The 24,129-nt window shown below is 43.3% G+C and carries 25 protein-coding genes, 1 pseudogene and 1 riboswitch; of the genes and pseudogenes, 8 read left to right on the top strand and 18 right to left on the bottom strand.

Going from position 1 to position 24,129, the window contains the following annotated elements; genetic code table 11:
- Positions 1–217: 217 nt before the first annotated feature.
- From ELS82_RS20460 to ELS82_RS20400, 12 genes are all read right to left on the bottom strand, one after another.
- Entirely contained in the window at positions 218–712 is a 495-nt protein-coding gene (locus tag ELS82_RS20460; protein ID WP_134837115.1) for a hypothetical protein, read from the bottom strand.
- Positions 713–1,286: 574 nt separating this feature from the next.
- Positions 1,287–1,685, bottom strand: coding sequence for a tyrosine-type recombinase/integrase (locus tag ELS82_RS20455; protein WP_134837114.1), 399 nt, complete (start codon positions 1,683–1,685; stop codon positions 1,287–1,289).
- Positions 1,686–1,879: 194 nt separating this feature from the next.
- Positions 1,880–3,340 carry an alpha/beta hydrolase family protein gene (locus tag ELS82_RS20450; protein ID WP_134837113.1) on the bottom strand — a complete coding sequence of 487 codons (1,461 nt, stop codon included), beginning with the start codon at positions 3,338–3,340 and terminating at the stop codon, positions 1,880–1,882.
- A 5-nt stretch (positions 3,341–3,345) separates the two neighbouring features.
- Positions 3,346–4,536: an MFS transporter gene (locus tag ELS82_RS20445; RefSeq protein ID WP_134837112.1), complete on the bottom strand. Its 1,191-nt coding sequence runs from the start codon at positions 4,534–4,536 to the stop codon at positions 3,346–3,348.
- Entirely contained in the window at positions 4,533–5,936 is a 1,404-nt protein-coding gene (locus ELS82_RS20440; protein WP_134837111.1) for a tetratricopeptide repeat protein, read from the bottom strand. The genes ELS82_RS20445 and ELS82_RS20440 overlap by 4 nt, the downstream gene beginning before the upstream one ends.
- 906 nt (positions 5,937–6,842) lie before the next feature.
- Positions 6,843–7,559, bottom strand: a complete 717-nt coding sequence (folM, locus tag ELS82_RS20430; protein ID WP_134837109.1) for a dihydromonapterin reductase — start codon at positions 7,557–7,559, stop codon at positions 6,843–6,845.
- Positions 7,556–8,194 carry a GTP cyclohydrolase I FolE gene (gene folE, locus ELS82_RS20425; protein ID WP_134837108.1) on the bottom strand — a complete coding sequence of 213 codons (639 nt, stop codon included), beginning with the start codon at positions 8,192–8,194 and terminating at the stop codon, positions 7,556–7,558. Before folE ends, folM begins: the two co-directional genes overlap by 4 nt.
- 11 nt (positions 8,195–8,205) lie before the next feature.
- On the bottom strand, positions 8,206–8,583 hold the full coding sequence (gene folX / locus ELS82_RS20420; RefSeq protein ID WP_134837107.1) for a dihydroneopterin triphosphate 2'-epimerase: 378 nt from the start codon (positions 8,581–8,583) through the stop codon (positions 8,206–8,208).
- Positions 8,584–8,712: 129 nt separating this feature from the next.
- Positions 8,713–9,192, bottom strand: a complete 480-nt coding sequence (gene folK, locus ELS82_RS20415) for a 2-amino-4-hydroxy-6-hydroxymethyldihydropteridine diphosphokinase (RefSeq protein ID WP_134837106.1) — start codon at positions 9,190–9,192, stop codon at positions 8,713–8,715.
- Between the two features lie 174 nt (positions 9,193–9,366).
- Positions 9,367–9,609 carry a hypothetical protein gene (locus ELS82_RS20410; protein ID WP_134837105.1) on the bottom strand — a complete coding sequence of 81 codons (243 nt, stop codon included), beginning with the start codon at positions 9,607–9,609 and terminating at the stop codon, positions 9,367–9,369.
- A gap of 250 nt (positions 9,610–9,859) precedes the next feature.
- Entirely contained in the window at positions 9,860–11,104 is a 1,245-nt protein-coding gene (locus ELS82_RS20405; RefSeq protein ID WP_134837104.1) for a DUF1254 domain-containing protein, read from the bottom strand.
- A 21-nt stretch (positions 11,105–11,125) separates the two neighbouring features.
- Positions 11,126–11,914 (bottom strand): hypothetical protein, encoded by a 789-nt coding sequence (locus ELS82_RS20400; protein WP_134837103.1) that lies wholly within the window; start codon positions 11,912–11,914, stop codon positions 11,126–11,128.
- 226 nt (positions 11,915–12,140) lie between these two features.
- Here ELS82_RS20400 and ELS82_RS20395 point away from each other — a divergent pair, with 226 nt between their 5' ends.
- Positions 12,141–13,127, top strand: a complete 987-nt coding sequence (locus tag ELS82_RS20395) for a LysR family transcriptional regulator (protein ID WP_134837102.1) — start codon at positions 12,141–12,143, stop codon at positions 13,125–13,127.
- Between the two features lie 13 nt (positions 13,128–13,140).
- On the top strand, positions 13,141–14,070 hold the full coding sequence (locus ELS82_RS20390; RefSeq protein WP_134837101.1) for a LysR family transcriptional regulator: 930 nt from the start codon (positions 13,141–13,143) through the stop codon (positions 14,068–14,070).
- Between the two features lie 100 nt (positions 14,071–14,170).
- On the opposite strand, the gene ELS82_RS20385 is transcribed toward ELS82_RS20390, so the two are convergent.
- The 3 genes from ELS82_RS20385 to ELS82_RS20375 all read right to left on the bottom strand — a co-directional run bounded on the left by ELS82_RS20385 (position 14,171) and on the right by ELS82_RS20375 (position 15,522).
- Positions 14,171–14,386 carry a DUF3820 family protein gene (locus ELS82_RS20385; protein WP_134837100.1) on the bottom strand — a complete coding sequence of 72 codons (216 nt, stop codon included), beginning with the start codon at positions 14,384–14,386 and terminating at the stop codon, positions 14,171–14,173.
- Positions 14,387–14,395: 9 nt separating this feature from the next.
- Entirely contained in the window at positions 14,396–15,067 is a 672-nt protein-coding gene (locus tag ELS82_RS20380) for a DUF3313 domain-containing protein (protein ID WP_134837099.1), read from the bottom strand.
- A gap of 98 nt (positions 15,068–15,165) precedes the next feature.
- Complete coding sequence (locus ELS82_RS20375) at positions 15,166–15,522, bottom strand: helix-turn-helix domain-containing protein (RefSeq protein ID WP_134837098.1); 357 nt, start codon at positions 15,520–15,522, stop codon at positions 15,166–15,168.
- A gap of 331 nt (positions 15,523–15,853) precedes the next feature.
- A riboswitch (cyclic di-GMP riboswitch) is annotated at positions 15,854–15,943 on the top strand.
- A 72-nt stretch (positions 15,944–16,015) separates the two neighbouring features.
- Here ELS82_RS20375 and gbpA point away from each other — a divergent pair.
- Complete coding sequence (gene gbpA / locus ELS82_RS20370) at positions 16,016–17,479, top strand: N-acetylglucosamine-binding protein GbpA (RefSeq protein ID WP_134837116.1); 1,464 nt, start codon at positions 16,016–16,018, stop codon at positions 17,477–17,479.
- Between the two features lie 202 nt (positions 17,480–17,681).
- A pseudogene (locus tag ELS82_RS20365) lies at positions 17,682–18,530 on the top strand (delta-class carbonic anhydrase).
- Between the two features lie 90 nt (positions 18,531–18,620).
- On the opposite strand, the gene ELS82_RS20360 reads toward ELS82_RS20365, so the two are convergent.
- Positions 18,621–19,787 carry a D-alanyl-D-alanine carboxypeptidase family protein gene (locus ELS82_RS20360; RefSeq protein ID WP_134837097.1) on the bottom strand — a complete coding sequence of 389 codons (1,167 nt, stop codon included), beginning with the start codon at positions 19,785–19,787 and terminating at the stop codon, positions 18,621–18,623.
- Positions 19,788–19,977: 190 nt separating this feature from the next.
- Positions 19,978–20,337 carry an NADH:ubiquinone oxidoreductase gene (locus ELS82_RS20355; protein ID WP_134837096.1) on the bottom strand — a complete coding sequence of 120 codons (360 nt, stop codon included), beginning with the start codon at positions 20,335–20,337 and terminating at the stop codon, positions 19,978–19,980.
- A 468-nt stretch (positions 20,338–20,805) separates the two neighbouring features.
- On the opposite strand from ELS82_RS20355, the gene ELS82_RS20350 reads away from it, so the two are divergent.
- Positions 20,806–21,969 carry a threonine/serine exporter family protein gene (locus ELS82_RS20350; RefSeq protein ID WP_053439770.1) on the top strand — a complete coding sequence of 388 codons (1,164 nt, stop codon included), beginning with the start codon at positions 20,806–20,808 and terminating at the stop codon, positions 21,967–21,969.
- Positions 21,970–22,012: 43 nt separating this feature from the next.
- Here ELS82_RS20350 and ELS82_RS20345 read toward each other — a convergent pair whose 3' ends face one another.
- Positions 22,013–22,225: an alternative ribosome-rescue factor A gene (locus tag ELS82_RS20345; protein ID WP_053439769.1), complete on the bottom strand. Its 213-nt coding sequence runs from the start codon at positions 22,223–22,225 to the stop codon at positions 22,013–22,015.
- Between the two features lie 371 nt (positions 22,226–22,596).
- Between ELS82_RS20345 and ELS82_RS20340 the strand changes: the two genes are divergently transcribed.
- From ELS82_RS20340 to ELS82_RS20330, 3 genes are all read left to right on the top strand, one after another.
- Positions 22,597–22,806 (top strand): cold-shock protein, encoded by a 210-nt coding sequence (locus tag ELS82_RS20340; RefSeq protein WP_004412161.1) that lies wholly within the window; start codon positions 22,597–22,599, stop codon positions 22,804–22,806.
- A gap of 68 nt (positions 22,807–22,874) precedes the next feature.
- Positions 22,875–23,414, top strand: a complete 540-nt coding sequence (locus tag ELS82_RS20335) for a YaeQ family protein (RefSeq protein ID WP_134837095.1) — start codon at positions 22,875–22,877, stop codon at positions 23,412–23,414.
- Positions 23,407–23,946, top strand: coding sequence for a hypothetical protein (locus tag ELS82_RS20330; protein WP_134837094.1), 540 nt, complete (start codon positions 23,407–23,409; stop codon positions 23,944–23,946). The genes ELS82_RS20335 and ELS82_RS20330 overlap by 8 nt, the downstream gene beginning before the upstream one ends.
- Positions 23,947–24,129 lie beyond the last annotated feature (183 nt).

Below are 24,129 nucleotides of genomic sequence, written 5' to 3'. Positions count from 1 at the left end.
AACTCTTGGATTGAACCAGTTCTCACTGCTTTATAAGTTGCTGGGTATCATTTGATGCCTTTGTAGAGGCTTGAGCCGTATGCAGTGAAAGTTGCACGTACGGTTCTTAGGGAGTCGGCACTTGGTAACAAGTGTCGTCCACCCGACATTAATGGTTTAGAGTGAGCGCTCCACTCCAAACCGCAATCAAATCACCTTCGATTAGTAGATGCCACGATCAACGCGGAATAACACTTTCCTGTGGCTTCAACGTCCTGACGATACGCTCTAGCTGACTATCGGTCAGCGAAAACCAACGGTTCTTCTGGATCTGCGGCTCGGACAACACCTCGAGCAGCGCCTCTGGGCTCAGTTTCGCCCTCCCATACGCGACCAACTCAATCGGCTGTTCACACAAAGACCGCAGACAACAAATGCATTGGTCAACATCGTGGGTAAAGCACAAGTTAAATGCATTTTTGCCCTGAATCCTGACTAGGCAAAGCACGGGAGCGTCACCCGATTGCGTACACTGCTCTGTGAATCGATTGAGTTGCGCCTGTCTGATGAACGCTTCGAGCCAGCAATACTTCGACGTTTGTTTAGGGTCGTACGCATTTAACAGCGTAGAAAGCTCACTCATATGTAAGCGCATAGACGCAGGCTCTGTATGAATGCGGTAACAAATAGAATTGAGGGTATTTAGGACATGACTATCATTAGGCTTCGGCATGACAACCTCCAGCAGGATGAATAAATCCATCACCACACAGAGACCCCATAACAAAGGGTGGTGAACTGAACAAGGTTAGTACTACCGCGCACTCGGAACGGCCAGCCGAAGCTGCCTCGCCCAGCTCACCGTAATACCGAATGAACTGCTCAATAATGAGCAGTTTCATTATCGACAGGTGTGCCGAGTCTCACATAGGGGAAACCAGAATTTGGTTACCGACTATGTGTCGAGTGCATGAGGCGGGGTACTAATCCCGACACTGGATTTTGCCAGTGCCATTGCAGAATATCGCTGGGGCTGCGAAGAGTCAACGGTTTCATATCGCTGACCGATTTATTGGTGGGAACTGCATTCAATGCCATAAAAACCACGACAAGACATCACTACGACTAAAGATATGTAGCTACCTAGACTAACATAAACTTATGTTATAGAAAGGTTTCTTTGGTACTGACCTTTAGTTATGGGGATAGTCGTCTCATTTGGTCATTTAGTGTGATACAGCAGTCATGCTGATACGTTGTTCTCAGGAGACAAGGCCCCGATAGTCGGAGCCCTGCTGAATGGAAGGTTAAAAATTATCGAGAAAATCTACCTCATGAAGTAGCTTTTGCATCTGTTCGTTGGTCCGTATCTCTTCGGAAGGTTTTGGCATGCCTTTGACAGGTCTTCTTCTTCGCTTAGCGGACGATATCGTCTTTTTAGGTTTGGATTCGGTGACTGTTCGGCGTTTGGGAGGCGCCTCACTCTGCTCTGAGACTATTCCTCGAATGACCTCCCCTATTGCCTCAACAGATTGTGTCACTTGCGCATCATTCACATGCGCATAGCGAAGCGTTGATGACATACGCTTATGACCTAACAACTTTGACACCATTGGGATCGGATACCCTTCCAGCACTGCGTAACTGGCAAACGTATGGCGCAAGTCGTGAATGCGAACGTCCTCGACGTTCGCTAAGGCTCTCACCTGCTGTTATATCATTCCAACCTTGCTGGGCTTGCTGACAAAGCGACTTACGGACAAAAAAGAATCCGCCTGACTGACTTTTTAGAATGAAGAGATATTCTCTCCAACAAGGACTTTGAGTTTCTGTGGCAGATACAAAAGCGTGAATAGCTCTCAACGCTTGTAGGCATTGGAAGGCGGGAGTGATGAGATTCTCAGGTATGTTGCTCAATGTATCTGATCATGGCGTATTGACGTTCATGTAAATTGTCTGAATGTCCAAAATTATCTACTGTAACAGTATGATTTGTATTGTTTTGTTCAAGCACTCTACGAATGCTATTTTTGTGGCAGATCACTTCATCATTTCGACCAAAAATGAATTGGATTTTAGACTCTCTGATTGAATCAAAAAACTTGGCACCGTTTGTTGCAATGGCTCTGTCTCTAGCGCCAAATTTGTTAGCGAAGAAAGAGGTGTCATTAGTAAGTCGTTGGACTCTGTCGATATGCTCATTCATATCAATTAGAGGACAAACCGCAATGGTGACGGTTTGATGCTTAATCGTTCCTGCCAACTGCAACGCTAATGTTCCTCCGTAACTTCCCCCCACCAAAAGAATTAAATGCTCGCCTAACTGGTTTATCCACGATTCTATTGGTAACAAACTACTACGGATCAAGTCACCGTCATATTTGCATCTAAAATTTCGGCCAAAGTTGGTAGAACCGATATAATTAACAATGTATACATTAAATCCCCTGCGAAAGAGCTCATCACGTAATATCGGATAGCGAATTTCATCAAATTCAACAGATTCTGGGCCTCCATGAAAGAAAATGGCGGCCTTTGTGAATTTAGGGTTTGTCAATGCAATTACATTTAAATCATCGTAGTTAATATACTGTCGATTGTAATGCCAAGTCGCCGAATCAATAACAATAGCGTCATTATTTCCATTAAAGACCTGATAACCTTCCGTGGTGCCGAACGTAGAGTAATGTATTTTATTTCCATCGGAGAATAAATTTATAACTCCAGCTGAAGCTACATGCTCCAATGTACTCTGTGATTGATCCAAATCTAATTTGACATATTTCTGCAATCCATTCTTATGACATATCAGGTGCATAACATTGTCTTTAGATATCGTTCCAGACATAGCCGACAGGCCATCTATATCAATAGGCCTACATACTAAAGAATCCAAGTCGATTACCATAAAACGGTCGTCATTTAATTCCTCCACCTTGACTAACACGGCAGTAGGGCTAAATGACAACATCTCACACTCCAGCTCAAATAATGGTTCGTTTGATTCAATATCTTTTATTTGAATTCCATCATCGACTAATGTTAATTCATTCCTGATGTATGAGAGCTTAAAATCGAATTCTTGGTCTAAAGTATGGAGAGTGTACTTCATCTTTTCGCCATCCGATTCAATACTAATCGAATCTGTTGCATAGCTATGTTCTGATATTTTTTCACCCGTTAACTCAAATGTTATCCCTCCTGACGAATAGATTAATGTATTGGCGTCACTATACAAAAACGAATATGGAATACAATCTAAGCGAGCCGACACATGATTGAACTTAATAAGCTCCTCACTATTACAAAAATAGAGATCGTGACGATCAGCAAAGATTAATTCCAATTCATAAAAATTCATAAGTTCTACTTTTTATTTTGTACGAGTGATATTGAATACTCTTTCTTAACGCATGCTGATAGCAATAGTATCAGGACAAAATACACACTTGGAATAACCATTGAGTTATCTAACAGATAGTCACTGTTTTTAACGTATGGTAATAACAGACCACCAATAATATCACCAGACAAGAATGCACTCTGAATAATACCAATCAGGACGATTGTGTCTGTTTTGCTAACCATTTGGTACTCAATAACGCCTATCAAAAATGACACCAGGCTACGTAAGGTCATAAATAGAAAACCAAATATCGTAATGGTTAATACAACATCTTCACCTTTTAATGTACTCAAAAATACCGCTAAGAGAATGGTAATTATTGCGCATATGGTTATCAGACCGTATTTCGCGTATTCTTTAGCGAATATTTTCGCATATAAGTTTTGTACCAATAGTCCACATACCGTTGATGCCGCTAATATTGTACTAATTGTCTGTATCTCGACGCCACGCTCATTCATAAATATTGGTATCAACGGCAACAAGAAACCTTGTATGACACCGATACCAAAGAATGACGCAACAACCACTAATGTAATAGAACGATTGTTTGAAAAGAATTTCATATAGTCGACATCGGAGTGCTTACCCAACTCATCACTATTGCCTTGCCCGAATAGCTTGTATGAAAAAATGCCTGTTAGCGCAAGTACAGCAAAGATCAGAGACGCGTACAAATAGGGTTCAGCAGTAACAAACGCAAATAGATACACTATCCAACCTGAAAAGAGAATTCCGACGCCCTGACAAATGGTATACGAATTGTTCGACCATAAAATGGCTTTCTGTTGTGTATCACCTTCAATGTTGTTTATTAACGCCTTAATACACAAGCCGATAAGGCAGGCTCCAACTCCGGCCAAAATTCCCGAACCAACGGATAAAAAAGTAGAAAGTGGATACGCTCGCAACATTAATCCAGCGGCGTAAAAAACAAACCCGGCGATTAAACTGGCTTTACCGCCAATGGATGCCAGTACTTTGGGGTAGATAAAGGCCAGAGAACCAATAAAGGCCATCGCGGCATACGAATAGGAGAAGTAATCGAGTTTGCCAAGCTCTTCCCAATAGATAGGGTGAATGGTCTTCGAGCTCCACATTGGAAAGTAGAACACACATGAGATCACGATAATCTTATTGACGATGTTCACTGATGGGCCTCCACTGCCTTTATGTTGACTTTCAGCAGTTCTGCGGTGAAATCGAGAGAATGCTTATTGTACGCCTCTTCGGCGCATGCGATGAGGTAGTCTTCAATATTGTCATCACTAACACTTGCTTGAGGAATATTGCTGAGCGCATCATGGATGGTTAAGGAATACAGGTAGTTGTATCGTGTTGTTTCGTTTTCATCTAATACCCAAGCTTTTTTCGCCATGGCAATGTATTGGCTGATCTCGTTTCTATCCAGCAGCTCAATGCTATGAAGGTATACGCTGTCACTATGATAAGGGTCGATATCATTTATTTTGCTAAAATATTGTATCTTCTCATCGCTATCAGAAGTAATGGAGATTTTTTCTAGCCAGTACTCTGGAAACATTGGATCAATATCTAAAACCATATCCATGTACTCGTGCGCTTTTTCGATGTCACCAGACTGCTTATAACACTGATAAATATTGTATAGAATTACCGATTTATGCATGTGAAACTTACCGCCTTTCTCACCCAGAACCGACAACCCCCATTTTAATAAATCCACAGACTCTTCAACTTTTCCGTCTTTAAATAGGATGAGAGCGTATCCGTTGCGATTAAATACTCGATGAAAATCAAGCTCATCACTTGACAGTACCGCCGATATTTCCGTTTGTTGTAGTTGTTTGAAACTCTGTTCAAGTAGCTGACTCGCTACCTTTGGATCTTGAAAAATTTTAGGATGATGTCTTAGATGTAACATTGACGTTGGATAGGCAGATTTAATTTGGCTCAGTAAAGTACCATCATGATTATTGTAAAAATATTCGGCTTCACTAGACTTACCTAAGCAATTCTTAACTGTTCCGATTATATTGGATTTTCTAATAGAGAATCCGTCAAAACACTTACAACAGTGCTCCAAGATTGATTCAGCCGTAAAGATATCGCCACTGTTGATTATTTTTCTCACCGAGTCAAAAATTATGGCTTCATCGCCTTTATCCTTCAATGCAATCTGATTCAATAGCGCTTTTTCATTTTCTGTTATTGCTACATTGTCATTGATAGTCATTAAATTTAAATGAAATCGTCCACCTCTCAACAAAGTGGCGGAAAAGTTCGTCAATTGTTCACTCGAAAATGAAGGAACCTTAATTTCGACGCTACCTTTTTTACTCATGATAAAGGCAATGGCTGAAGACAACGCAATGGCTCTAGATTTCATTGGGTAGCGAATTTGTTCCTCGTAACTTAATCCATCGGTCAATGACAAAGAATTTGAATCATGCTGCTCAAGAGGATATAAGAATTTTTTTAATCTTGGACTAAGCGCATCAAAGGAACACACATTTAAATAATTATGCCTAATAACGGCAAACTCTAATATACTACAAGGTAAAATATTCATATTACACCAAGTTTAAAAATAATTGCCCTAACACATAATGTTAGGGCAAAAGAAGAGATTTAAATTAACTAAAATTTAACCTATCTACGGCTTGTTATACATAACACCGTAATTTACTTTTTTCTCTGATGGTTTTTTCTTTTGAAGTTTCATAAACTTTTCCTTATATAGTTTGATTATATTGAGATTACTCATATCTCGAGAAAAAGAATACTAATATTAAATCAAGCAATGCAAACCCATTATTAGTTAATGTGAAAACCTCTTCAGATTAAATATTAATAATTCATAATAATTATTGGACAGACAAATAAAACTGAACTAACGCAAGTACCTAATTTAGTTCTTAGGAGTGACGCAGCAAAGCGCTTATTTCCTCGAATCTATCAGCTGTAAATCACACGATGTATTCTCGACTGTATTGTTCAGGGATCAGAAGGATTGAGTGCCGAATGCTCAGAGTGGAAGACCTTGATTTGAATAACTTATCGTTAACTGTGAGAGATGGAAAAGGGCAAAAAGAGTCAGAGCCCATGTTCTGATCCCTTGGAATAAAGGCAATGAGATTGAAGGGAGAAGGAAAAGATACAGTGATCCGTTACCGCCGCTTATTACTTAGGCTCATGGCCCGTCCTATTTGCGAGTTCTTGCCTCGCCTCGGCGAATGTTGTTGTTGCGCCTTTCGGTTTAACTTGCGCGACTTCGTACCCCATTTTTTCTAGCGCTCGGCCAAAACGTCGTTGTCGATGTGCGACTGCCTTAGACAGAGTGATGTATATCTCCCCCCTCAATGGTCTCTCTTCAACCAATTGACGGCTCTTCAACGTATTGACGTCAACATTCCAAGTTGGACTTTTAGCCTAAATGACGTTGACTGCGCAGCCAGGAACTCACAATACATGGGCTTCACTTCAAATGCCTACCGCCATCGAGGTGCAACGTTCTTCCGGTCATGTAGTGACTGCCCAATAGAAACTTAACGCCATCAATCACTTCTTCAAAGCCAGCCTCTGTAGGGATCAAGGCTTTTTGCAGCGCTTTAGTCTTATACGCCTCGTCGTCATGATCATTAAATTTAAGCAAGGCTGGAGAGACAGTGTTGACCTTCACCTTGGGAGCCAGCATCGCTGAAAACGAAAGCGTCAAGTTGTTGAGTGCCGCTTTACTTGCAGCATAAGCGATGTGTTTTTTACTGCCTTTTTCGGCAACGTAATCACTAATGTGTATGATGTCCGAGGTTGTATCGCCAGATGTCAGTTGGTCTTTAAGTGTTAGATTGAACAGGTAAGGTACGGTCGCGTGAACCGTCATCATCTGATTCATGATTTGTGGTGCGTTTTCACTCGGGTTGTTCTTGTTCTCCGGCTTCCAGTCGGAAGCATTGTGTATGATGGCTCGAAGTGTCTTATATTCTTGACCCACGTAATGAAGAAACCCCTCTAGACTGCTCTGTTGATAAAAGTCTACCTGTTGCAAGTCTGCCCCGCTCTCACGCAGCAGTTGAAGCTGAGGATAATCGCTTCGGTAGGTGCCCACCACTTGGTATCCGTCCGATAAAAGTCGCTGTGCTAGTGCGAAACCTAATCTCTTTCCCACACCGGTTATTAAAATCGTTTCACTCATCGTAAAAACTCTGCTCTAGTTTGCGGGTTAGTTTTAAAAATACCACCGAGAGCGGTTGTTGAGGTTTCAGAGTTTGCATCCATGACACCTCTGGATTTAACGCAGTAATGAGTGGCTTTAATTGTCACGGCGACATTATCGGTTTCGACTAGAGTTTGTATCGCGACCAGGATTTGCTGAGTCAGGCGTTCTTGGACTTGGGGACGCTGAGCAAAGAATCGGACAATACGATTTATCTTAGAAAGCCCGAGAATTTTGGATTCAGGGATATAGGCCACTTGGGCTAAACCATCAATAGTAATGAAGTGGTGTTCGCACGTCGATGTTAAGTCGATGTCCGATACTTTAACCATCTCATCAACCGACATTTTATTGTCTATCACACTGATTTTTGGGAAGTTGTTGTAATCAAGCCCCGAAAATATCTCATGAACGTACATCTTTGCAATGCGATGAGGTGTTTCAGCGAGACTGTCATCGGTTAAATCCAATCCAAGCGTACTGACAACTTCCGTTAACAATCCTTTGATGCGGTTGTACTTCTGTTCACTATTCATTTCGCTCGATTTCATCGGGGTTTCAAGCCCTCTTGCGAGCAAGGCTTCTCTTACTTTTTCGGCTTCTATGGTTAGCATTGACTCGCTCCTTATGAATTATTGTCTTGGTCTGCTTCGTAGCTCAGGGTGAGCGAGACGGAATCGGCGAAACGTAGAGCATGAGGCTTATCAATTCTCACTTGAGCGTATCTTACCCATGAGTGATCGATACAAATGCCGAGTACGTCGCTGGTCAACTTTTCTAAAAGCAAAAATCGACCGGATTCGACGTGTTGAATAATTTTTTTGCAGATGTTTTTGTAGTTGAGTGCGTTGTCCACGTCATCAGAAAGGCAAAGGTTGTTAGCGGGGTAATGAATTTCCGCGTTTATCACGATGTCTTGTTGCTTAGTTTTTTCTTCTTCGTTGAAGCCGATGAAGGTTCTTAGTCTGAGATTCGTAATGGTAATAATGGCGTTGTGATTCATAACAATTTCCGATCCTTAGAAGGTAATGTCCGTTACGTGCCTGTTAGAAGAAAAGATCAATCAAACTTAGACGATTAAGAGGCTGGGTATTCTTTTCATAGCCGCTGCCGAGGTTAAGCCAAACTGAACTTAAGACATTAGCTCGATTTTCTGACTCGTCTGATCGAAGTCATTCCAGATTTGCTGGAACGATATGTTTAGAGTGGGGTGAAGCTCCTGCGCGGCAAGATCGACTAACGGTCGAAGCACAAAGGCGTACTCGGTGATTTCACCTCTGGGCAGTTCAACTCCGTCGATAATGCCTACTTGATCACCATAAAGAAGGATATCGATATCCATCGTACGTGAGGCGTATTCTTTGGTCTCACGTTGGCGATCATTTTCAAATTCTATTTGATGTAGAACCTTAACCAGTTCGGCGACTGGGAGCTCACATTCGAATCCAACGACTAAGTTTAAGAAATTGTCTCCTTCAAAACCCACAGGCTCGCAATCGTAGATATTAGAAATGTGCAGAGGTGCAAAGCGATGATTCAATGCTTTGAGAGATTCTGAGATGTGATGTTCGCGATTGATGTTACTGCCGATGCTTACATAGACGGTGACCATATTATTTGTTTCCTTTTTTAGTAGCCTATACGTCTAACTCGTCATGAAGATCAGCCATATATCACGTTAATATTAGGAAGCAAAAAGAGTCAGCCTGACGGTCTGACTCTTTTGAATGAAGGCAAAGGATATTGTGGGAGAGAGTGGGAAGCTCTGGCAGATCACTACTGCGAATTACTTGGGCTGATGCCCCGTCTTCTTCGCGAGTTCTTGCATGGCCTCGGCGAACGTTGTTGTCCCGCCTTTCGGTTTAACTTGTACTACCTTATAGCCCATTTTTTCTAGCGCTTGGCGCTCTGCCAACACTTCTTTGTCGTCTTGCTGACTACCTTGGGCAGGTTGGTGAATGTAACACCCGTCTAGTTGACCATCTTCGACCAGTTGGTGGTGTTTCAGTGCATCGATATCAAGATTCATACTACGTCTTTTTATTAGGAACTTTCAGCGGCAATGGCCGAGAATGACTATAACTTTATCGTTTGTGCCACAGGCATTTTAACCATAACAAGTGAATGCTAACACAGTCATTCAATAGTATGTAACCGTGAATCGTTGACTTCTCAACTCAAAAAAGAGCCGACCCGAAGGTCTGACTCTTTTGAATTAAGATAAGCTTTATCGTAGAAAAACTTAAGTAGCAGTAGCCGATAGTATTCGCTTATTAGCGTTACTGAAAATTTCTCATTGGAGCAAAGCGCTCTTCAATAGGTGTTCCCTCATACAGAATACTTGATGCGGTTTTCCCTTCTAGACCTTCTCTTGGCCCGTAGTAGCGCACTACAAAGTAGTATTGCTCGCCCTCAACAACTGGCATCCAATAAGTGCCGTCATTAGGGTCTTCTGCGCTAAAGGTAATCGTCACATTGCCATTCTCATCTGGCGTTGTATTACCGCCCGCAAAAACTTGACGATTGCTACCGCCGATCGTGTCTGGGTCTAGTGGCAAACGCGTTTCTGACTTATAGCGAGTGACTGACCAAAAGTAATCTAAATCCAGGTCATGCTCCATCGTAAAGACAAAAGGCTCTGAGCCATTCAGCGGTTTGCCCTCTGATGTCACTGGGATATTTTCATAGTAAGCATGGTATGCAGGGAAACCTAAGTGACCGATAAGCGTTATCGCTGCGCGTGTTTTGTTATCTCCATTCGCACTTGGGTGATCCGGGGTTTCAAAGCCAAATTCATTGTTGGTCAAAATGCCTTGAGTGAGCTGCTCTGTCATATACTCAACTGTTTTTTCAAAGCGCTCATACGTGTATGTTTGAGCCGCATCAGCAACATACGGCGCGGTGTCTGCCCAGCCATCATTAACGCGTTGTGCAAATTGGATCACTTCTCTTGGGTCTTTTCTGTCTGGCAACACATATTCGCTGGCCGCGACAGTCGGTGTTAACTTTAATTGGCGACGGTTTTCATCTGCGTAACCGGTATCACGATACTCAAATGTTTGCGTTCGTACAAACAAGAAAGGCAGATCGTCATTCACTTCAATCACTTCCGTAAAGTCGCCGCTTGGTAAGTCATAATCCGCACCTTTACGGGTAATCAAGTATCGACCGCCCTCTTGCGGTGAGGTTTCTGCGTACAGAGTAAAGTGCTCTGAATCTATAATCTGAATCGAAGCATAACGGTCATCACGGGGTGGCGTTTCAAGAATGACCGGCCCATTTTTCACATCGAGAGCCGCTTTAGAGTACAAGTGATCAAGTGCAGGAGTGATCACAAAGTATGTATGGTCAGCAATGCCAGGGTGCTCAAACTTGTTGATGCCATTTTGTTGAATATGCTCAACAATATTCTCCATATGGTGATAGATACGGTACCCGTTATAATCTACGTCGGTCAAACCTGTCTCTGCATTAACACTCAATGCTGCCAGCGCTACCACGGCACTTAATAATGTCTTGTTCATTTTAGTGTTCCTTATTCGTTCTTAGAACTGGTAGTTCATTTCAATGCGGTGGTCGCCATTTGCGTAGTTGATATTCTCGGTCCAATTGGCGAAATAGCGGATATTGGTTCTTTCATTAATCTGGTAGCTGACAGCCGCTTCGTGTATCAATACGCTATCATCGCCTTCCATACCGGCGTGATTAAATGGGTCTGATCCAGACAGAGTTCCCGTATACATTGGGTTATAGTTGAGCCATATGTTGTCGGTAATTTCGAGCTTGCCGTACATACCTGCTAAGTAGAAGATACCGTGTAGATCCCAACGGTCTTGTGCTTGCAGAGCACCGTCATTAGTAGTGTCAAACGATTCACCAAACGCCGCACCCAAACCAGCAAGCGGGTATAAGTTCAGTGGCCCCATTTGAGGCAGCGCTTGGATCAGGCTATAAGAAGCGGTACCCTGAGTGCCGATGTCGGTGAAATTCACGTCCACGTCAACCTGAGCACCGCGGCCGTTTTCCATGTCTACGTTGAAGTTTCGGTAACGAAGTGAATCAATGCTGTCATCTGAGTCACGATTGCTCCAACCCAGCTCGTCACCGGCAAACCCTTTAATCTCAAGAACATTCATACCCATTGTGTTTGGATTACCCGTGTCGTAACTCTGACCGATTTTAAGGTTCAGCCCTTTGTCTGTGTAACCAATCCCGGCCTGGGTGTAGACCGCCATAGGGTCTGACATGTCTTGAAGCTGTGATTCTGCGTGAACGAGTGAAGTTGAAAGTGCCACTGCTAGGCTTACTGCGATTGCCGCTTTATTGATTTTCATAATGTTGTCTTCTTAAGTTTTCATCAAAATATTGATTGTCTTAGAAGCGCATCCATATGCTTATTGGGAGTCTTTATGAAGAACGGTTAGGGTTGACTTAACACCTATTCATCCGCCTCATCCCTTGACGCAGACAAATATAAACAAACCATCTTTTTTACCAAATGGAATTGTGGTACTTTCATTTATTCCAATTTTTCATCAACTTTGGTTATGGGTTGCGCACATGAAAGATGAAGACTTGTTTAGAATCGACTTAAACACGTTGAAAGTACTCAAAGTACTCGGTCATGAAAAAAGCACTAAACGTGCGGCCGAAAGGTTGGGCATTGGACAACCAGCGGTCAGTAAGGCGCTAAAAAAACTCAGAGAACAGTTTAATGATCCTCTATTCAACAAGACCTTACACGGATTAGAACCCACACCTATGTGTGAATTGGTTATGAGTTTGCTCCCGCGCGTAATGGGGCAAATCAATGATCTTTTTAGTGATCACAAAAGCTTCGACCCAAGCACATATGAAGGGAATATATCAATCCACATTAATCCTTCCCTTTGTCACCCCTTTTCCATGATGCTCATCAATGCGCTTCACTCCGCAGCTCCAAACGCGTCTTTAATACTTGATGATTGGACAACCACAAGCGACCAACAAATCAAAAATGGCGCCATCGATCTTGGCATCAACTTTTATCCGTTAAAAACGGTCCCTGGATTAAAACAAACCATTATTTGCCAGCCAACGTTCAAATTCTGCTGTCGAAAAGGCCATCCACTGACCCAAAAAGAGGCCATCACCGTTGAAGACATTGCCAACTCCCCCCTCGTACTTGTCTCCATGGCTGGCTATTCCGGCAGTGAAAGCATTACCGAAAGCTATCTAAAGCGTCTTGGTTACTTGCCTAATGTACTGTTTCGTTCAGACAAACTAGACGCATGCGCTGACGTAATAAGATCAACCGATGCCATCATCCCCGTCAGCGAAATTGTACAACCTGTGATTGATAACGAGGGCATCGCTGTTTTAGAACTTCAGGGCTTTGGCGATATTCGGAATCACTCAATTGCCTATTTCGTTTCAGCTCAAACTGAAGACAGCCAATTCCTGACATGGCTAACGAGTATCGTTGAAAAGCAAGCCAATGACTTGATTGATTTATATAGCGATAAAAATCAAAGCTATAACTATGCGCAACTTTCAAACAGCGGCTGAATGAGGTGAGTGAATGACGAATAATGAACTCGAAAACATCGACTTCAATAGCTTGAAACTTCTCAAGATTTTAGGTGAGGAACGAAGCACAAAGCGCGCGTCTGAGCGACTCTACCTCACTCAATCGGGGGTAAGTAAATCTTTAAAGAAGCTCAGAGCTCAGGTTAACGATCCCCTCTTTATCAGAGAAGGTAACTTTCTTATTCCGACAGAGAAGTGCGACCGATTGCTAGCAAAGTTACCCGCGATCATGGAGGCACTCGACGAGTTGTACAACAAGAGCAATACGTTCATACCGAGCGAACACACCGGCGATATTACCATTCATATCAATGCTGCATTATCGCGGCCATTAATGTCTTTGCTGTTTACCAAGCTTAACGAAGCGGCTCCAAAAGCGACCATTACTCTTCATAGTTGGACCACAGATAGCGAGTATAAGCTCAAACAAGGTATCGTCGATCTCGGCATTAACTTCTACCCTTTGGACGTGTCTAAAGAGATCACTCAAACACAAATCGCAAACCCTAAGTATTTCCTATGTTGCCACGAAAGCCTGCCATTGCTTTCAAACCCAAAACCTAGCATTAACGACATCACTCAATACCCTTTTGTCTTGACGCAAATGCCGGATTTTAATCGCGAACAGAACCTACTGTTTAACGCTTTTAGCGAGGCTGACCGCGCGCCTAGAATCATCGTTCGTTCAGATAAAATCGATGTGTGTATTGATACAACTCGTCAAATCCCAAGTTTATTGATCATCAATCAAATGACGAAACCTGCCCTCACCGATGACCTTCGTATTATTGATATTTCACACATAGACGAGATACACCCTAGCTCGGTCGGAATATTAAGATCTTACAGAACCGTCGAATCACCATACTATCAATGGCTTAACCAAGTAGTGATTGATTGTATAAAGCAATTGGTGCGGTAAGCGGTTGTTTAAACTTAGATAGGAGCAAAAAGAGTCAACCTGATTGGCTGACTCTTCAAAAAAAGGGGATGGTGAAATACCGATGATTTGCTGTGGCTGGTTACATACGCTTTAGCGGCTTAACAACCGTGTCTAAGCCTTCAATTTTTAGCGCGAGGCAGAGTTTTAGCAGTTCACCTAACTCCCCTTCTGGGAAGCCTTTTTTATCAAACCACAGCAAATACTCTTCAGGGAGGTCAATGAGTACTCGTCCTGCGTATTTACCAAAAGGCATCTGCATTCTTGCCAGTTTGATTAGGTTCTCTTTTTCTAGCATGGGTTCGCTCTACAATCTTTGTGAGCTGTTTAGAGTAACACCTAATCTTTCAACCCAATAGTTAATTGCGTCTTTCGCATCATCGAGTGAATCGATCATGGTTGAAAAGTCTTTGTTACCCGCTTCGCGGTCGATGGCTGCAAACAATGGCGTACCGTCTTGCGCGTCACTGACTAGAAGTTCCACACTCGCACTGCCTACATTTGTGTGCTCGCCCGTCGCCACTTTAGAAATGGTCGACATCGCTAAACCAAATGGGAGTACACTACTGGTTACCGCCAAGATAGGATTCGGCGTTTCTACATTGCTTAACGCGATACTAAGGCGCAGACTACGCCCGCTTGGCTCATCAACAATCGCTTTGTGGAGAGAAATCTTTTGTTCTAAACGAGCGACCATGTAATCCGACAGTTCTTGGATTTCATCTTGTTCAAGCGTGCCCTCTTCTGCGAGTACGAACACTTGATCAATCACCACTGAGTCATATTCATCCAGTTTTGATTGCAGTCGATCTGCATCTCGTAGGCCTAGGCGCGCCCATACCAAATCTACCCCGCCTTTTGGACCGGGTTGAAAATCTTCATAGGTGGTGAACTTGGTCGCGCGTTGAATAGGTCCACCAGCACAACCGGCGACGATAAGCGCTGTTAATAAGAGGAAAAAGGATTTTAGAAATGTCATGGATAGCACTCTACTGGACAAAATTTCAATTTAAGAATGCTATACCATATGTGTAATTTATGTCGAATTCATACCGACAATTAAGAGCTAAGTCTAATTTAAGAAGGCTGGACGCGGTGAGCGTACTCTACAATGACTTGATTCCCTTCTATATAAGCATTTTGGATTTCGCCATCAACCGTCATTCGGCTTTGTAAATAGACGACTTTTGGTGCGCCACTGTGATGACTTTCTTTTAGGGAAGGAACAACATTATGTGGCTCAAGCTGAAGTAAACGACAAAAATTGGTGACAAACTGCATCGTTAGTTCAGCCTCGCCTCTCAATACTTGAGAAAACGCCAACTGGTTCATGCCGAGTTTCTTAGCGAACTCCATTTGGGTCAGGCGCATTTTCGACTTTTGCGACATCCAAGTTTGATAGAGAACCTCTCTATCCTTTTCAGTAAATTCCATGATAGATCCTTGTGTAAATCGACGGGCTGAATTGTCGAGGTTTTAAGGCACCACGTTGTCAAATCTGAGTCAGTCAAAGTCAGCAGCCTGTAGAGAAGTTACACATCCAGTTGCAAACAAACCAAGATTAATAAACAGCCAAAACCATTCACCACACCGATCATTTAATGCAATAAAGCGCGCCCATTCAATAGGTTACACAGTTCTACTTTTCCATTTTCGCAAGATAATTTTGCACAAAAATACGAAATCGAGAATGCCCTTCCACATTCGAATTATTCAAATCGATTTTATGTAAGCCTTTGACTACATTTCGCCTGCCTATACATCTCGGCACTTTGGGCAAACTATTCGAAAGGATAGGACGCAAAGCTTCCGGTCTGTCGGTACGTTTCGTACCTATGATAGCGGGGTTGCCACTTAGTCTCAGGCTAAGTGTACAGATATGCCTTAGTGTCATCTTTTTTGTCAGAGAACCAATAAAGGACAAATGATGAACAAACTTCCAAATAAATCTCTTATCGCGTTAGCACTATTGAGTGTGAGTGGCGCAAGCTTCGGTCACGGCTACGTTTCAGCTTACGAAAACGGCGTGGCAGAAGGTCGTGTCGCTTTATGTAAGTTCCCAGCCAACGATACTAATGAGAAAAACACCAACTGTGGTGCAATTCAATATGAACCACAAAGTGTCGAAGGCCCAGATGGCTTCCCTGCGACAGGCCCACGCGATGGTAAAATTGCCAGCGCAGAATCGGCTTTAGCTGCAGCGTTAGATGAGCAAACCGCGGATCGCTGGGTTAAGCGCCCGATTCAGTCTGGTAGTCAGTACTTTGAATGGACGTTTACTGCTAACCACGTGACCAAAGACTGGAAATACTACATCACTAAAGCAGATTGGAACCCTAATCAGCCACTGGCGCGTGACGCTTTTGATCTCACCCCTTTCTGTACCGTTGACGGCGGTATGGTTCAACCACCAAAGCGTGTTAGCCATCTATGTAATGTTCCTGAGCGCGAAGGCTACCAAGTTATCCTAGCGGTATGGGATGTGGGTGATACGGCGGCTTCTTTCTACAACGTAATTGATGTTAAATTTGACGGTGACGGCCCGGTATTACCTGATTGGAACCAAGGCGGGCAGATCTACCCTAGCCAAGAGCTCAATGTGGGTGATTCGGTCTACACACGTGTCTTCGACCAAAATGGCGAGAATGTGTCGTACAGCACTGAACTGGTGATCGACTCTGAAGAACTAGGGTCTGCTAACAACTGGTCACACGCGCTCGCAACGAAAATCAACCAAGAGCAAACGATGCTTCAATCAGGTTATTTAAGCGATGAAGGCACGTTCACTCCAATCTACGGTACGAACCCAATCTACCTAAAGCAAGGTTCTGGCCTCAAGAGCGTTGAGATTGGCTACAAGATCGACTCTACTGCACCTGAGTACAACTTAGAAGTTTACGGCTTAGAGTCTGAATACATCATTAGTGATAGCGCGACACAGCTTGATTTAACACTTGAAGCAACAGGTGATATTCAAACTGAAATGACGGTCTACAACCATCACCGTGAACCGCTTTCTTCGCACTCTGCAGAGCTAAGCGACGGTCAAGTTGAAGCTGCAACAATGACACTATCTAAGTCAGAGCCGGGCCACCATATGTTGGTTGTTGTGGTTAAAGATCAGCAAGGTAACGTAATTGAGCAAAACACGCTCGATTTTCACCTTGTTGAAGATCAGACTACACCACCTTCTGATGAATATGATTTTGTGTTCCCTGAAGGCTTAAAGACGTATACCGCTGGTACTAAAGTGCTCGCGTCAGACGGTGCTGTCTACCAATGTAAAGAGTTCCCTTACTCAGGTTACTGTATCCAATGGTCTCCGACAGCGACTCAATTCGAACCAGGAACTGGCTCTCATTGGAGCGATGCTTGGAACAAAGTGAACTAATCACGTAATTAGAAGTAATCACTTTAAAAAACGAATAACAGCGGATGCCAATGCATCCGCTGTTTTGTTTGCAGCCCTGTACAATTTATTGGAATCGGTCACTCACTCTCACAAAAGCTCACACTTTTCATATGCACACGTCAACGTAACACCTATATATTCATTTGCTTTCACAACTAACGAAAAAGGTCTAAATCCGCGTATGAATAAGGTTTTACTATTGTCTTCTTTTCTTGCGATTGCTCCGCAAGCCGTACAAGCCGAAAACAGCCATGATGTTGCCGACAGTGTTATCGCTCAGCAGCGCGCTGCACTTGCTGAAAATACTCAAGGAAAAGGGTTTGGTCCTCAGTCTCCACGTGATATCGACAATCTAGCAAGCAACAATACTCGTTTCTTTGGTCAGGCGCCTGAATACTCACAAATGAACTTGTGTAATATTCACTTCCATAAAAATGCTGAACACAAAGGCGGTGAATTCACGGCCTACGCAGGTAATGGTGACGGCGAAGGCTACAATACCGGTTATGTCTACAACGGTAAGTTAAGTAATGCAGAACTAAAACCGTTTGAAGGGAAGGTCGGTGCTAAAGGTCATGGGCAACTAGAGCCCGGTGATACTATCGAACTGCACTATGTTCATTCAACGGCGCAGGTTAAACCAGGACCAACGCTCGGCTCATGTCTAAGTGAATCAATCTCTAATCCACAATTACGCGTAGAGACACAAGTGTTTGTACTGGTTAATGACACGAATGCACTTAACTTCGTTGATCTAACCAAATTCGAGGTTAAAAATGGCGTCTATCAAGCGCTAAACATCCCAACCAACACGGGTAAACCGATTCAATATGCAGGCTCAACTACTGGCCCTGGCTACAATGAACAAGCCTCACCACTGCAAGTCACTTGGAGCGTGTGACCAAAAGTAGCGAAAGTAGATATTGCATCAGTTGCACAATGGTTAGAGAGCAATGAGTTCGATGAAGACCACGCGCACGGCGTTCGTAACCTTGTGACTAACCCAGATTTGTTATCTTCGGGTCATTAATCTTACTTTGCTAAACATATAGCGCCTAAAGATGTGGTGTTCTAACAAAAAAGGCGAGGTATTAACCTCGCCTTTCACTAACTTTTCAGATTAGAACCAGCTCGAAACCAAGCGTTTCAACCAGTCCATCAGCTTTTTGAAGATACCGCCTTCTTCTACATCTTGCTGCGCAACTAAGGTAGCACTTGTTACTTCGTTACCTTCAACGCTGTAAATCACTTTACCGATTGGGTCACCTTTACGAATCGGCGCTGTCAGTTCACCAGCAAACTCCACTTCTGCGATAAGCTTGTTAGCGTCTCCTTTAGGAAGAGTGATCAGTACTGTTTCATCAACGCCGGCCGCAACGTGATCGACTGCGCCCATCCACACTCTTGCTTCTGCTAGTGTGTCTGTCGGTTTGGTCGGTGCGACGGTGTCAAAGAATCGGAAACCATAGCTTAATAGCTGCTTGCTTTCTGATTCACGACTCTTGGCGCTGTTTGAGCCCATCACAACCGAAATCAGTCGCATGTCTCCGCTGGTTGCAGAGGTAGCTAAGCTGTAACCTGCGCCACTGGTGTAGCCCGTTTTCATGCCATCTACATTTAGGCTGCGGTCACGCAATAGCCCATTACGGTTGTACTGAGTAATGCCGTTGTAGGTGTATGCTGTCTCGCTATATAACGGGTAAATATCAGGTAAGTCACGAATGATCGCCTGACTCAACAGGGCGATATCATGCGGGGTTGAATATAAGCCGTCACTGTCTAAGCCGTGCGGGTTCGTATAAGAGGTGTTCACTAGCCCTAGCTTTTGCGACCAGCTATTCATCAAGCTAACGAAAGCATCTTCACTGCCTGCGACATGCTCAGCAATAGCGACACTGGCATCATTACCAGATTGAACAATCAAGCCGCGATAAAGATCCATCAGTTGGACATCAGTGCCCACTTCAATGAACATTTTTGAAGAGTCAGGGAAGTTTTTTGCCCAAGCATTACGGCTAATGCGAACCTGATCATCGAGGGCGATGTTACCGCTGTTTACCTCTTGTCCTGCAACATAGGCGGTCATCAATTTCGTTAAGCTGGCAGGGTTAAGCTTTTTATCGGAATTCTTTTGTACCAATACTTCGCCAGTATTGTAATCCATCAATATATACCCTTTCGCACCCAGTGCCGGCGGATCAGGAATAATCGTTGGCGCTGCGGTCACAGCAAAAGAGAGAGAAATAGTCGAAAGAAGCGCTGTTGCTGTTAGAAAACGCGTTGTCATGATATGCGACGTCTCACTGTGGGTCGTTTATAGTCCACTTCAGTATAGACAAGACGGCGTGAGTTTCAGCGGCTCTGAAACCAATCGTTACCATTCCATAAGAATTATCGACATTCTTATGCTCTGATCCCAAATTCAGGCACAAAAAAACCAGCGAATTAACCGCTGGTTTTCAGAAAATTTACTTTCGTTACGCTGCTTTAAGAAGCGCGTCTTTCTTTGCCATCAGTTTTTCTCGGTAAGCAAACCATACGTAAGTCGCTACAATTGAGAAGAACAAGTAAGACAGTGAGAATATAAATGGTGAGCTGATTAAATCTTGCGACAATCCCCATGTTACACCAGCAACGGTCACCGCGATTTTAGCGAAGAAACCGCACAGCAGTAAAACCAGTGCTAATTGTGGGAAACGAGTGCTTCTAAAAGCAAGCCAGTAACAGCTACCGACCGCAAGAGTCGAAACGTACAAACCAAGCAAGAATGAATGAAGGTGATCTGCTGATGCAACACCTGCGGAAATCGACACCATAAAAATTAGAAATAGCTTCATACATCGCCTCGTACTTCAAAGTTAGGAAAAGCTTCCTTTCATTTTTGCAAACTCATTTTGCGGTTATTTTCGCCTTTTTTGTGCCGATTACAAGTGTTAATTTTGTCTAATTATTAATCAAAATCTCCGAACAACCCGAATGTAAATATATTGTTAAGGGCCTAATTTATTTAGCATCTTTTCATCAGGGGTTTAGAGTAAAAGACCAATACCCTTAGTTCTTAACGTTACAATTAGGTAACAATAGTTACATTTAAAAATAAGTTTAAATTTGTGATAATTGTCGCCTAATGTGTGCAGTTTTATATGATCTACCGCCCTGCAAACAGAGTTTCCATAATTGCGATGATAGGTAAATATTGCGTCAATCAATTAGTGTGAGCTCGACCACTGTTCACCCTATTATTGCTCGAATCACACCCTACGGTTTGATACCTTTGCGCCACAATTTTTTACGTACTACATACCATGCCTTCAGAGTACCGAATTCGTAAGATCGTTGAGATTGGCGACACCTTACACCGATGTGGCTGTGCGCCTTACAAGCTTGAGAAATACACGCAGTTTTATGCTCGAAAGCATGGTGTTGATCTGATGATTCAAGCGACGCCAACCACTGTCAATTATCAGTTTCCTGATGATAACAATGCCGTGGTGATGAAGCGCCACCAGCCCGCATCGATTAACCTCAGTTTGTTGGCCAATACCATTATTCGCATCAACCAACCTAGCTCTGAGCCAGTCCCAGAGCCTGCAGGTTATCCAAAGTGGGTCATCGCTCTTGCAAACATGGGCATTCCTCCTGCTTATCTCATGCTGGTCGGTTCGACAATGGACGCCATCTTCATATCGATATTTCTTGGCTTTATTGTATGGGGAACCCAGCAAGTATGCCGCGCTCGGCGCTCTATCGCAGCTGAGTTCATCGCAGCTCTACTCACGGGTATTCTTGTTGCTTTCTTCGCTAGCACCAGCGCAGAGATCCCTGTCTGGGCACTGTGTATTGCCGCCATCGTTTTATTTGTTCCCGGATTATCTATCGCCAACTCATTGGAATGTTTAGCATTTAATGACCTGGTTTCGGGTACCAGCCTGCTTGGGCAAAGCGCCTTATCGCTGATTAAGCTGTTTGTCGGTATCGTGATGGGTTTGAATATTGGTGAGTCGATATGGGGCCAAGCAGAACCTTTCAGTTACACCAACGAAGTGCCTATTTGGCTGCACATCTCTGGACTATTTTTGATCTCAATTTCATTGGGGATCATCTTCAACGCTAGACCGAAAGATATCCTACTTGGCCTTCCGGTTGCGATTCTTGGTATGTGGGGACCGTTCTATTTAGGGTTTGAGAGTGGTTGGGTTGTTGGCACTTGGGTAACGACAGTGCTAATTACTTTGTATGGAACCTGGGTAGCGAAGAAGATGGACTTAACTGGTTCTATCTACATTGTTCAGGGGATCATTATTCTGGTACCCGGGAGCCGCGTACTCGTCAGCGCAAGCCAATCGGTATTCGAGCAATCGATTCTTCCTATCCCAAGTATTGGTCTGTCTGCGCTATTTATGTTTTCCGCTATCGTCGCTGGGCAAATTACCGCGTACTCAATTTACTCGCCGAAGATCGAACGTTAATTCTTGAGCAGATAAAGAAAGAGCCCTATTCAAATATCGCTATTTAAGCGGCTTTTGAATAGGGCTCTTTGCCTCTATGTTTTAGGTTGCGTTGATAGCTTCCTTTGCCTTTTTTCGCTTTCTCTACTCTTACCTTAAACAGTTTGCTTGTTACCACCGCCTTTAGGGCATTATCGTTTATTTGACCTCGACCAAATTCGGTTTCGGTCACCGGTTTGTCGTCACTGAGCTCGGCAGGACGTTTCTTTTTTGCCATATGGCCTCCATTGTCTATTTGATGCCAGTTTCTTCTTTCATACGATTGAAAGTTTCCCTTAAATCGCCCTATCACAAACCAGCTTGGCAAATGTTACACTACTTATAGATAAATCATCAAAATTTTCGAAAGTGTACCTAGCGCAAATTTCTAATGAAAACCCATGATTCTCGAGTCAAAAGCCCCCTATTCTTATTGACTTAGTTGAACGTGTCTTTAGACTAATTGTCAGCTTGAAAACGGTACTTGTTTACTTTCGCCGTTCCGTTAGATGTGTTGATGTCTGTCGTAACGTCGTGCGCAATAGCAATCTCCTTTTCCACGCTATCGATGCCGTATGGCTTTTACATGATCTATCAAGGATATACATTATGTCTAACACTGTAACTGGTACAGTAAAATGGTTTAACGAAACTAAAGGTTTCGGCTTCATTCAACAAGAAAACGGCCCAGACGTTTTTGCTCACTTCTCTGCTATCACTGGTGACGGTTTCCGTACTCTAGTTGAAGGTCAAAAAGTTGAGTTCGTTGTAACTACTGGCCAAAAAGGTCCTCAAGCTGAGAACATCAAAGTACTTTAATTCTTAAGTACTAAAGTTTTACAATAGCCAGCATTACGCTGGCTATTTTTTTATATACAAGAAGTTTTATGGCTCTTAAACCTACGATTTATAAGTTCCGCATTTCGCTTTCTGATACCAATCGCGACCTGTACGATTCTACGCAACTGACTGTTGCACAACACCCGTCGGAGACTGTACCTCGCATGATGGCGCGTGTTTTGGCTTTCTGCGTTAAATGGCAACCAGAATTGGCGTTAACGAAAGGACTATCCACCACTGAAGAGCCTGATCTATGGGTCAAATCTTTGGATGACCAAATTCAGCTTTGGGTTGATATTGGTGAACCGTCACTGGACCGCATTAAGAAAGCGTGTCGCCTCGCACCAAGTGTTGATGTGTTCTCTTTCAACAGTAAGTCAGACGTTTGGTGGCAACAGACCAAAAACAAGGTTCATCAGTATAAAGCCAATATCTACCGTTTTGATCCTGAAAGCATTGAAGCATTCTCTGAAACTGTAGAGCGCAGTATGGATCTTTCAGTGATGATTACTGGCGAGAGTCTGTTCGTCGACTCTGATAAAGGTTCGTTTGAAATTACGTTAGAGCAACTGCAATCTAATGACTGAGCTAGAGCAGCAGCTTAACCAGATTCAAGCTGACGCTATTACCGTTATTGAGTCCGTTCGAAAGTCGTTCGAGATGTTTATTGATAAGCATAATGCTCTCTTTAAGCGCGCTTGTGGCAGAAAACCAGATATCGATCCTGTTCAGCACCTATTAGGTGTTCTTACCAAAGCTCATATTGAAGAAGCAAGTCACATCGAATCTCAAGCTGAATCAGCAGCAGCGATGCGTAAGGTCTTTGATGAGAATCTGGGTAATGAACATGCTCAAAAGTTTGAAGAGCTTGGTAGCCGCCAGTTCGCTTTGGTGACGCATTTGTGGCTTTACTGCCAAGGCTATTTAAGGATGGACTTTAGCTTAGCCAATGACCATGCATTCAATTCTGCCACGCTACTTTCAGCAACAACGTTCTCATCAACGCAAGAGCTTCGTACCCAGTTCTTAGAAAGCTTTTATCTAGGCAGCGAACGTTCACCTCTTGCAGCAAAAAAGCCGTCTAAGCTCATACTGTGGCTCAAGTCGTTATTTAGCTAGTTCAATAAAAGCGTATTAAAAAGGCCCTTCATAAAGGTAATGCCGATCGGTTTAGAGACTTGAATGATCTTCGGGACGTATGATAATCCCCACTAACAAAGTTAGTGGGGATTTTTTATGTTGGCTCAAGAATTAGTACTGGCTCATGAAACGATTGAAGATGCTACAGACTATGAGTCTGTC

The sequence above is a fragment of the Vibrio ouci genome, from assembly GCF_004551525.1.
Lineage (GTDB): Bacteria > Pseudomonadota > Gammaproteobacteria > Enterobacterales > Vibrionaceae > Vibrio > Vibrio ouci.
This window is presented reverse-complemented; position numbering and strand designations above follow the sequence as displayed.

What these genes read in the sequence shown, in the direction of transcription:
- ELS82_RS20380 (WP_134837099.1), bottom strand. Translation starts at nt 15,067, where the DNA reads ATGACATTTCTAAAATCCTTTTTCCTCTTATTAACAGCGCTTATCGTC.
- ELS82_RS20335 (WP_134837095.1), top strand. Translation starts at nt 22,875, where the DNA reads ATGGCTCTTAAACCTACGATTTATAAGTTCCGCATTTCGCTTTCTGAT.
- ELS82_RS20355 (WP_134837096.1), bottom strand. Translation starts at nt 20,337, where the DNA reads ATGAAGCTATTTCTAATTTTTATGGTGTCGATTTCCGCAGGTGTTGCA.
- folE (WP_134837108.1), bottom strand. Translation starts at nt 8,194, where the DNA reads ATGCTAACCATAGAAGCCGAAAAAGTAAGAGAAGCCTTGCTCGCAAGA.
- ELS82_RS20450 (WP_134837113.1), bottom strand. Translation starts at nt 3,340, where the DNA reads ATGAATTTTTATGAATTGGAATTAATCTTTGCTGATCGTCACGATCTC.
- ELS82_RS20360 (WP_134837097.1), bottom strand. Translation starts at nt 19,787, where the DNA reads ATGACAACGCGTTTTCTAACAGCAACAGCGCTTCTTTCGACTATTTCT.
- ELS82_RS20330 (WP_134837094.1), top strand. Translation starts at nt 23,407, where the DNA reads ATGACTGAGCTAGAGCAGCAGCTTAACCAGATTCAAGCTGACGCTATT.
- ELS82_RS20395 (WP_134837102.1), top strand. Translation starts at nt 12,141, where the DNA reads ATGAAAGATGAAGACTTGTTTAGAATCGACTTAAACACGTTGAAAGTA.
- ELS82_RS20390 (WP_134837101.1), top strand. Translation starts at nt 13,141, where the DNA reads ATGACGAATAATGAACTCGAAAACATCGACTTCAATAGCTTGAAACTT.
- ELS82_RS20345 (WP_053439769.1), bottom strand. Translation starts at nt 22,225, where the DNA reads ATGGCAAAAAAGAAACGTCCTGCCGAGCTCAGTGACGACAAACCGGTG.
- ELS82_RS20340 (WP_004412161.1), top strand. Translation starts at nt 22,597, where the DNA reads ATGTCTAACACTGTAACTGGTACAGTAAAATGGTTTAACGAAACTAAA.
- ELS82_RS20460 (WP_134837115.1), bottom strand. Translation starts at nt 712, where the DNA reads ATGCCGAAGCCTAATGATAGTCATGTCCTAAATACCCTCAATTCTATT.
- folK (WP_134837106.1), bottom strand. Translation starts at nt 9,192, where the DNA reads ATGGTCACCGTCTATGTAAGCATCGGCAGTAACATCAATCGCGAACAT.
- folX (WP_134837107.1), bottom strand. Translation starts at nt 8,583, where the DNA reads ATGAATCACAACGCCATTATTACCATTACGAATCTCAGACTAAGAACC.
- ELS82_RS20385 (WP_134837100.1), bottom strand. Translation starts at nt 14,386, where the DNA reads ATGCTAGAAAAAGAGAACCTAATCAAACTGGCAAGAATGCAGATGCCT.
- ELS82_RS20350 (WP_053439770.1), top strand. Translation starts at nt 20,806, where the DNA reads ATGCCTTCAGAGTACCGAATTCGTAAGATCGTTGAGATTGGCGACACC.
- gbpA (WP_134837116.1), top strand. Translation starts at nt 16,016, where the DNA reads ATGAACAAACTTCCAAATAAATCTCTTATCGCGTTAGCACTATTGAGT.
- ELS82_RS20400 (WP_134837103.1), bottom strand. Translation starts at nt 11,914, where the DNA reads ATGAAAATCAATAAAGCGGCAATCGCAGTAAGCCTAGCAGTGGCACTT.
- ELS82_RS20375 (WP_134837098.1), bottom strand. Translation starts at nt 15,522, where the DNA reads ATGGAATTTACTGAAAAGGATAGAGAGGTTCTCTATCAAACTTGGATG.
- ELS82_RS20405 (WP_134837104.1), bottom strand. Translation starts at nt 11,104, where the DNA reads ATGAACAAGACATTATTAAGTGCCGTGGTAGCGCTGGCAGCATTGAGT.
- ELS82_RS20440 (WP_134837111.1), bottom strand. Translation starts at nt 5,936, where the DNA reads ATGAATATTTTACCTTGTAGTATATTAGAGTTTGCCGTTATTAGGCAT.
- folM (WP_134837109.1), bottom strand. Translation starts at nt 7,559, where the DNA reads ATGAGTGAAACGATTTTAATAACCGGTGTGGGAAAGAGATTAGGTTTC.
- ELS82_RS20410 (WP_134837105.1), bottom strand. Translation starts at nt 9,609, where the DNA reads ATGAATCTTGATATCGATGCACTGAAACACCACCAACTGGTCGAAGAT.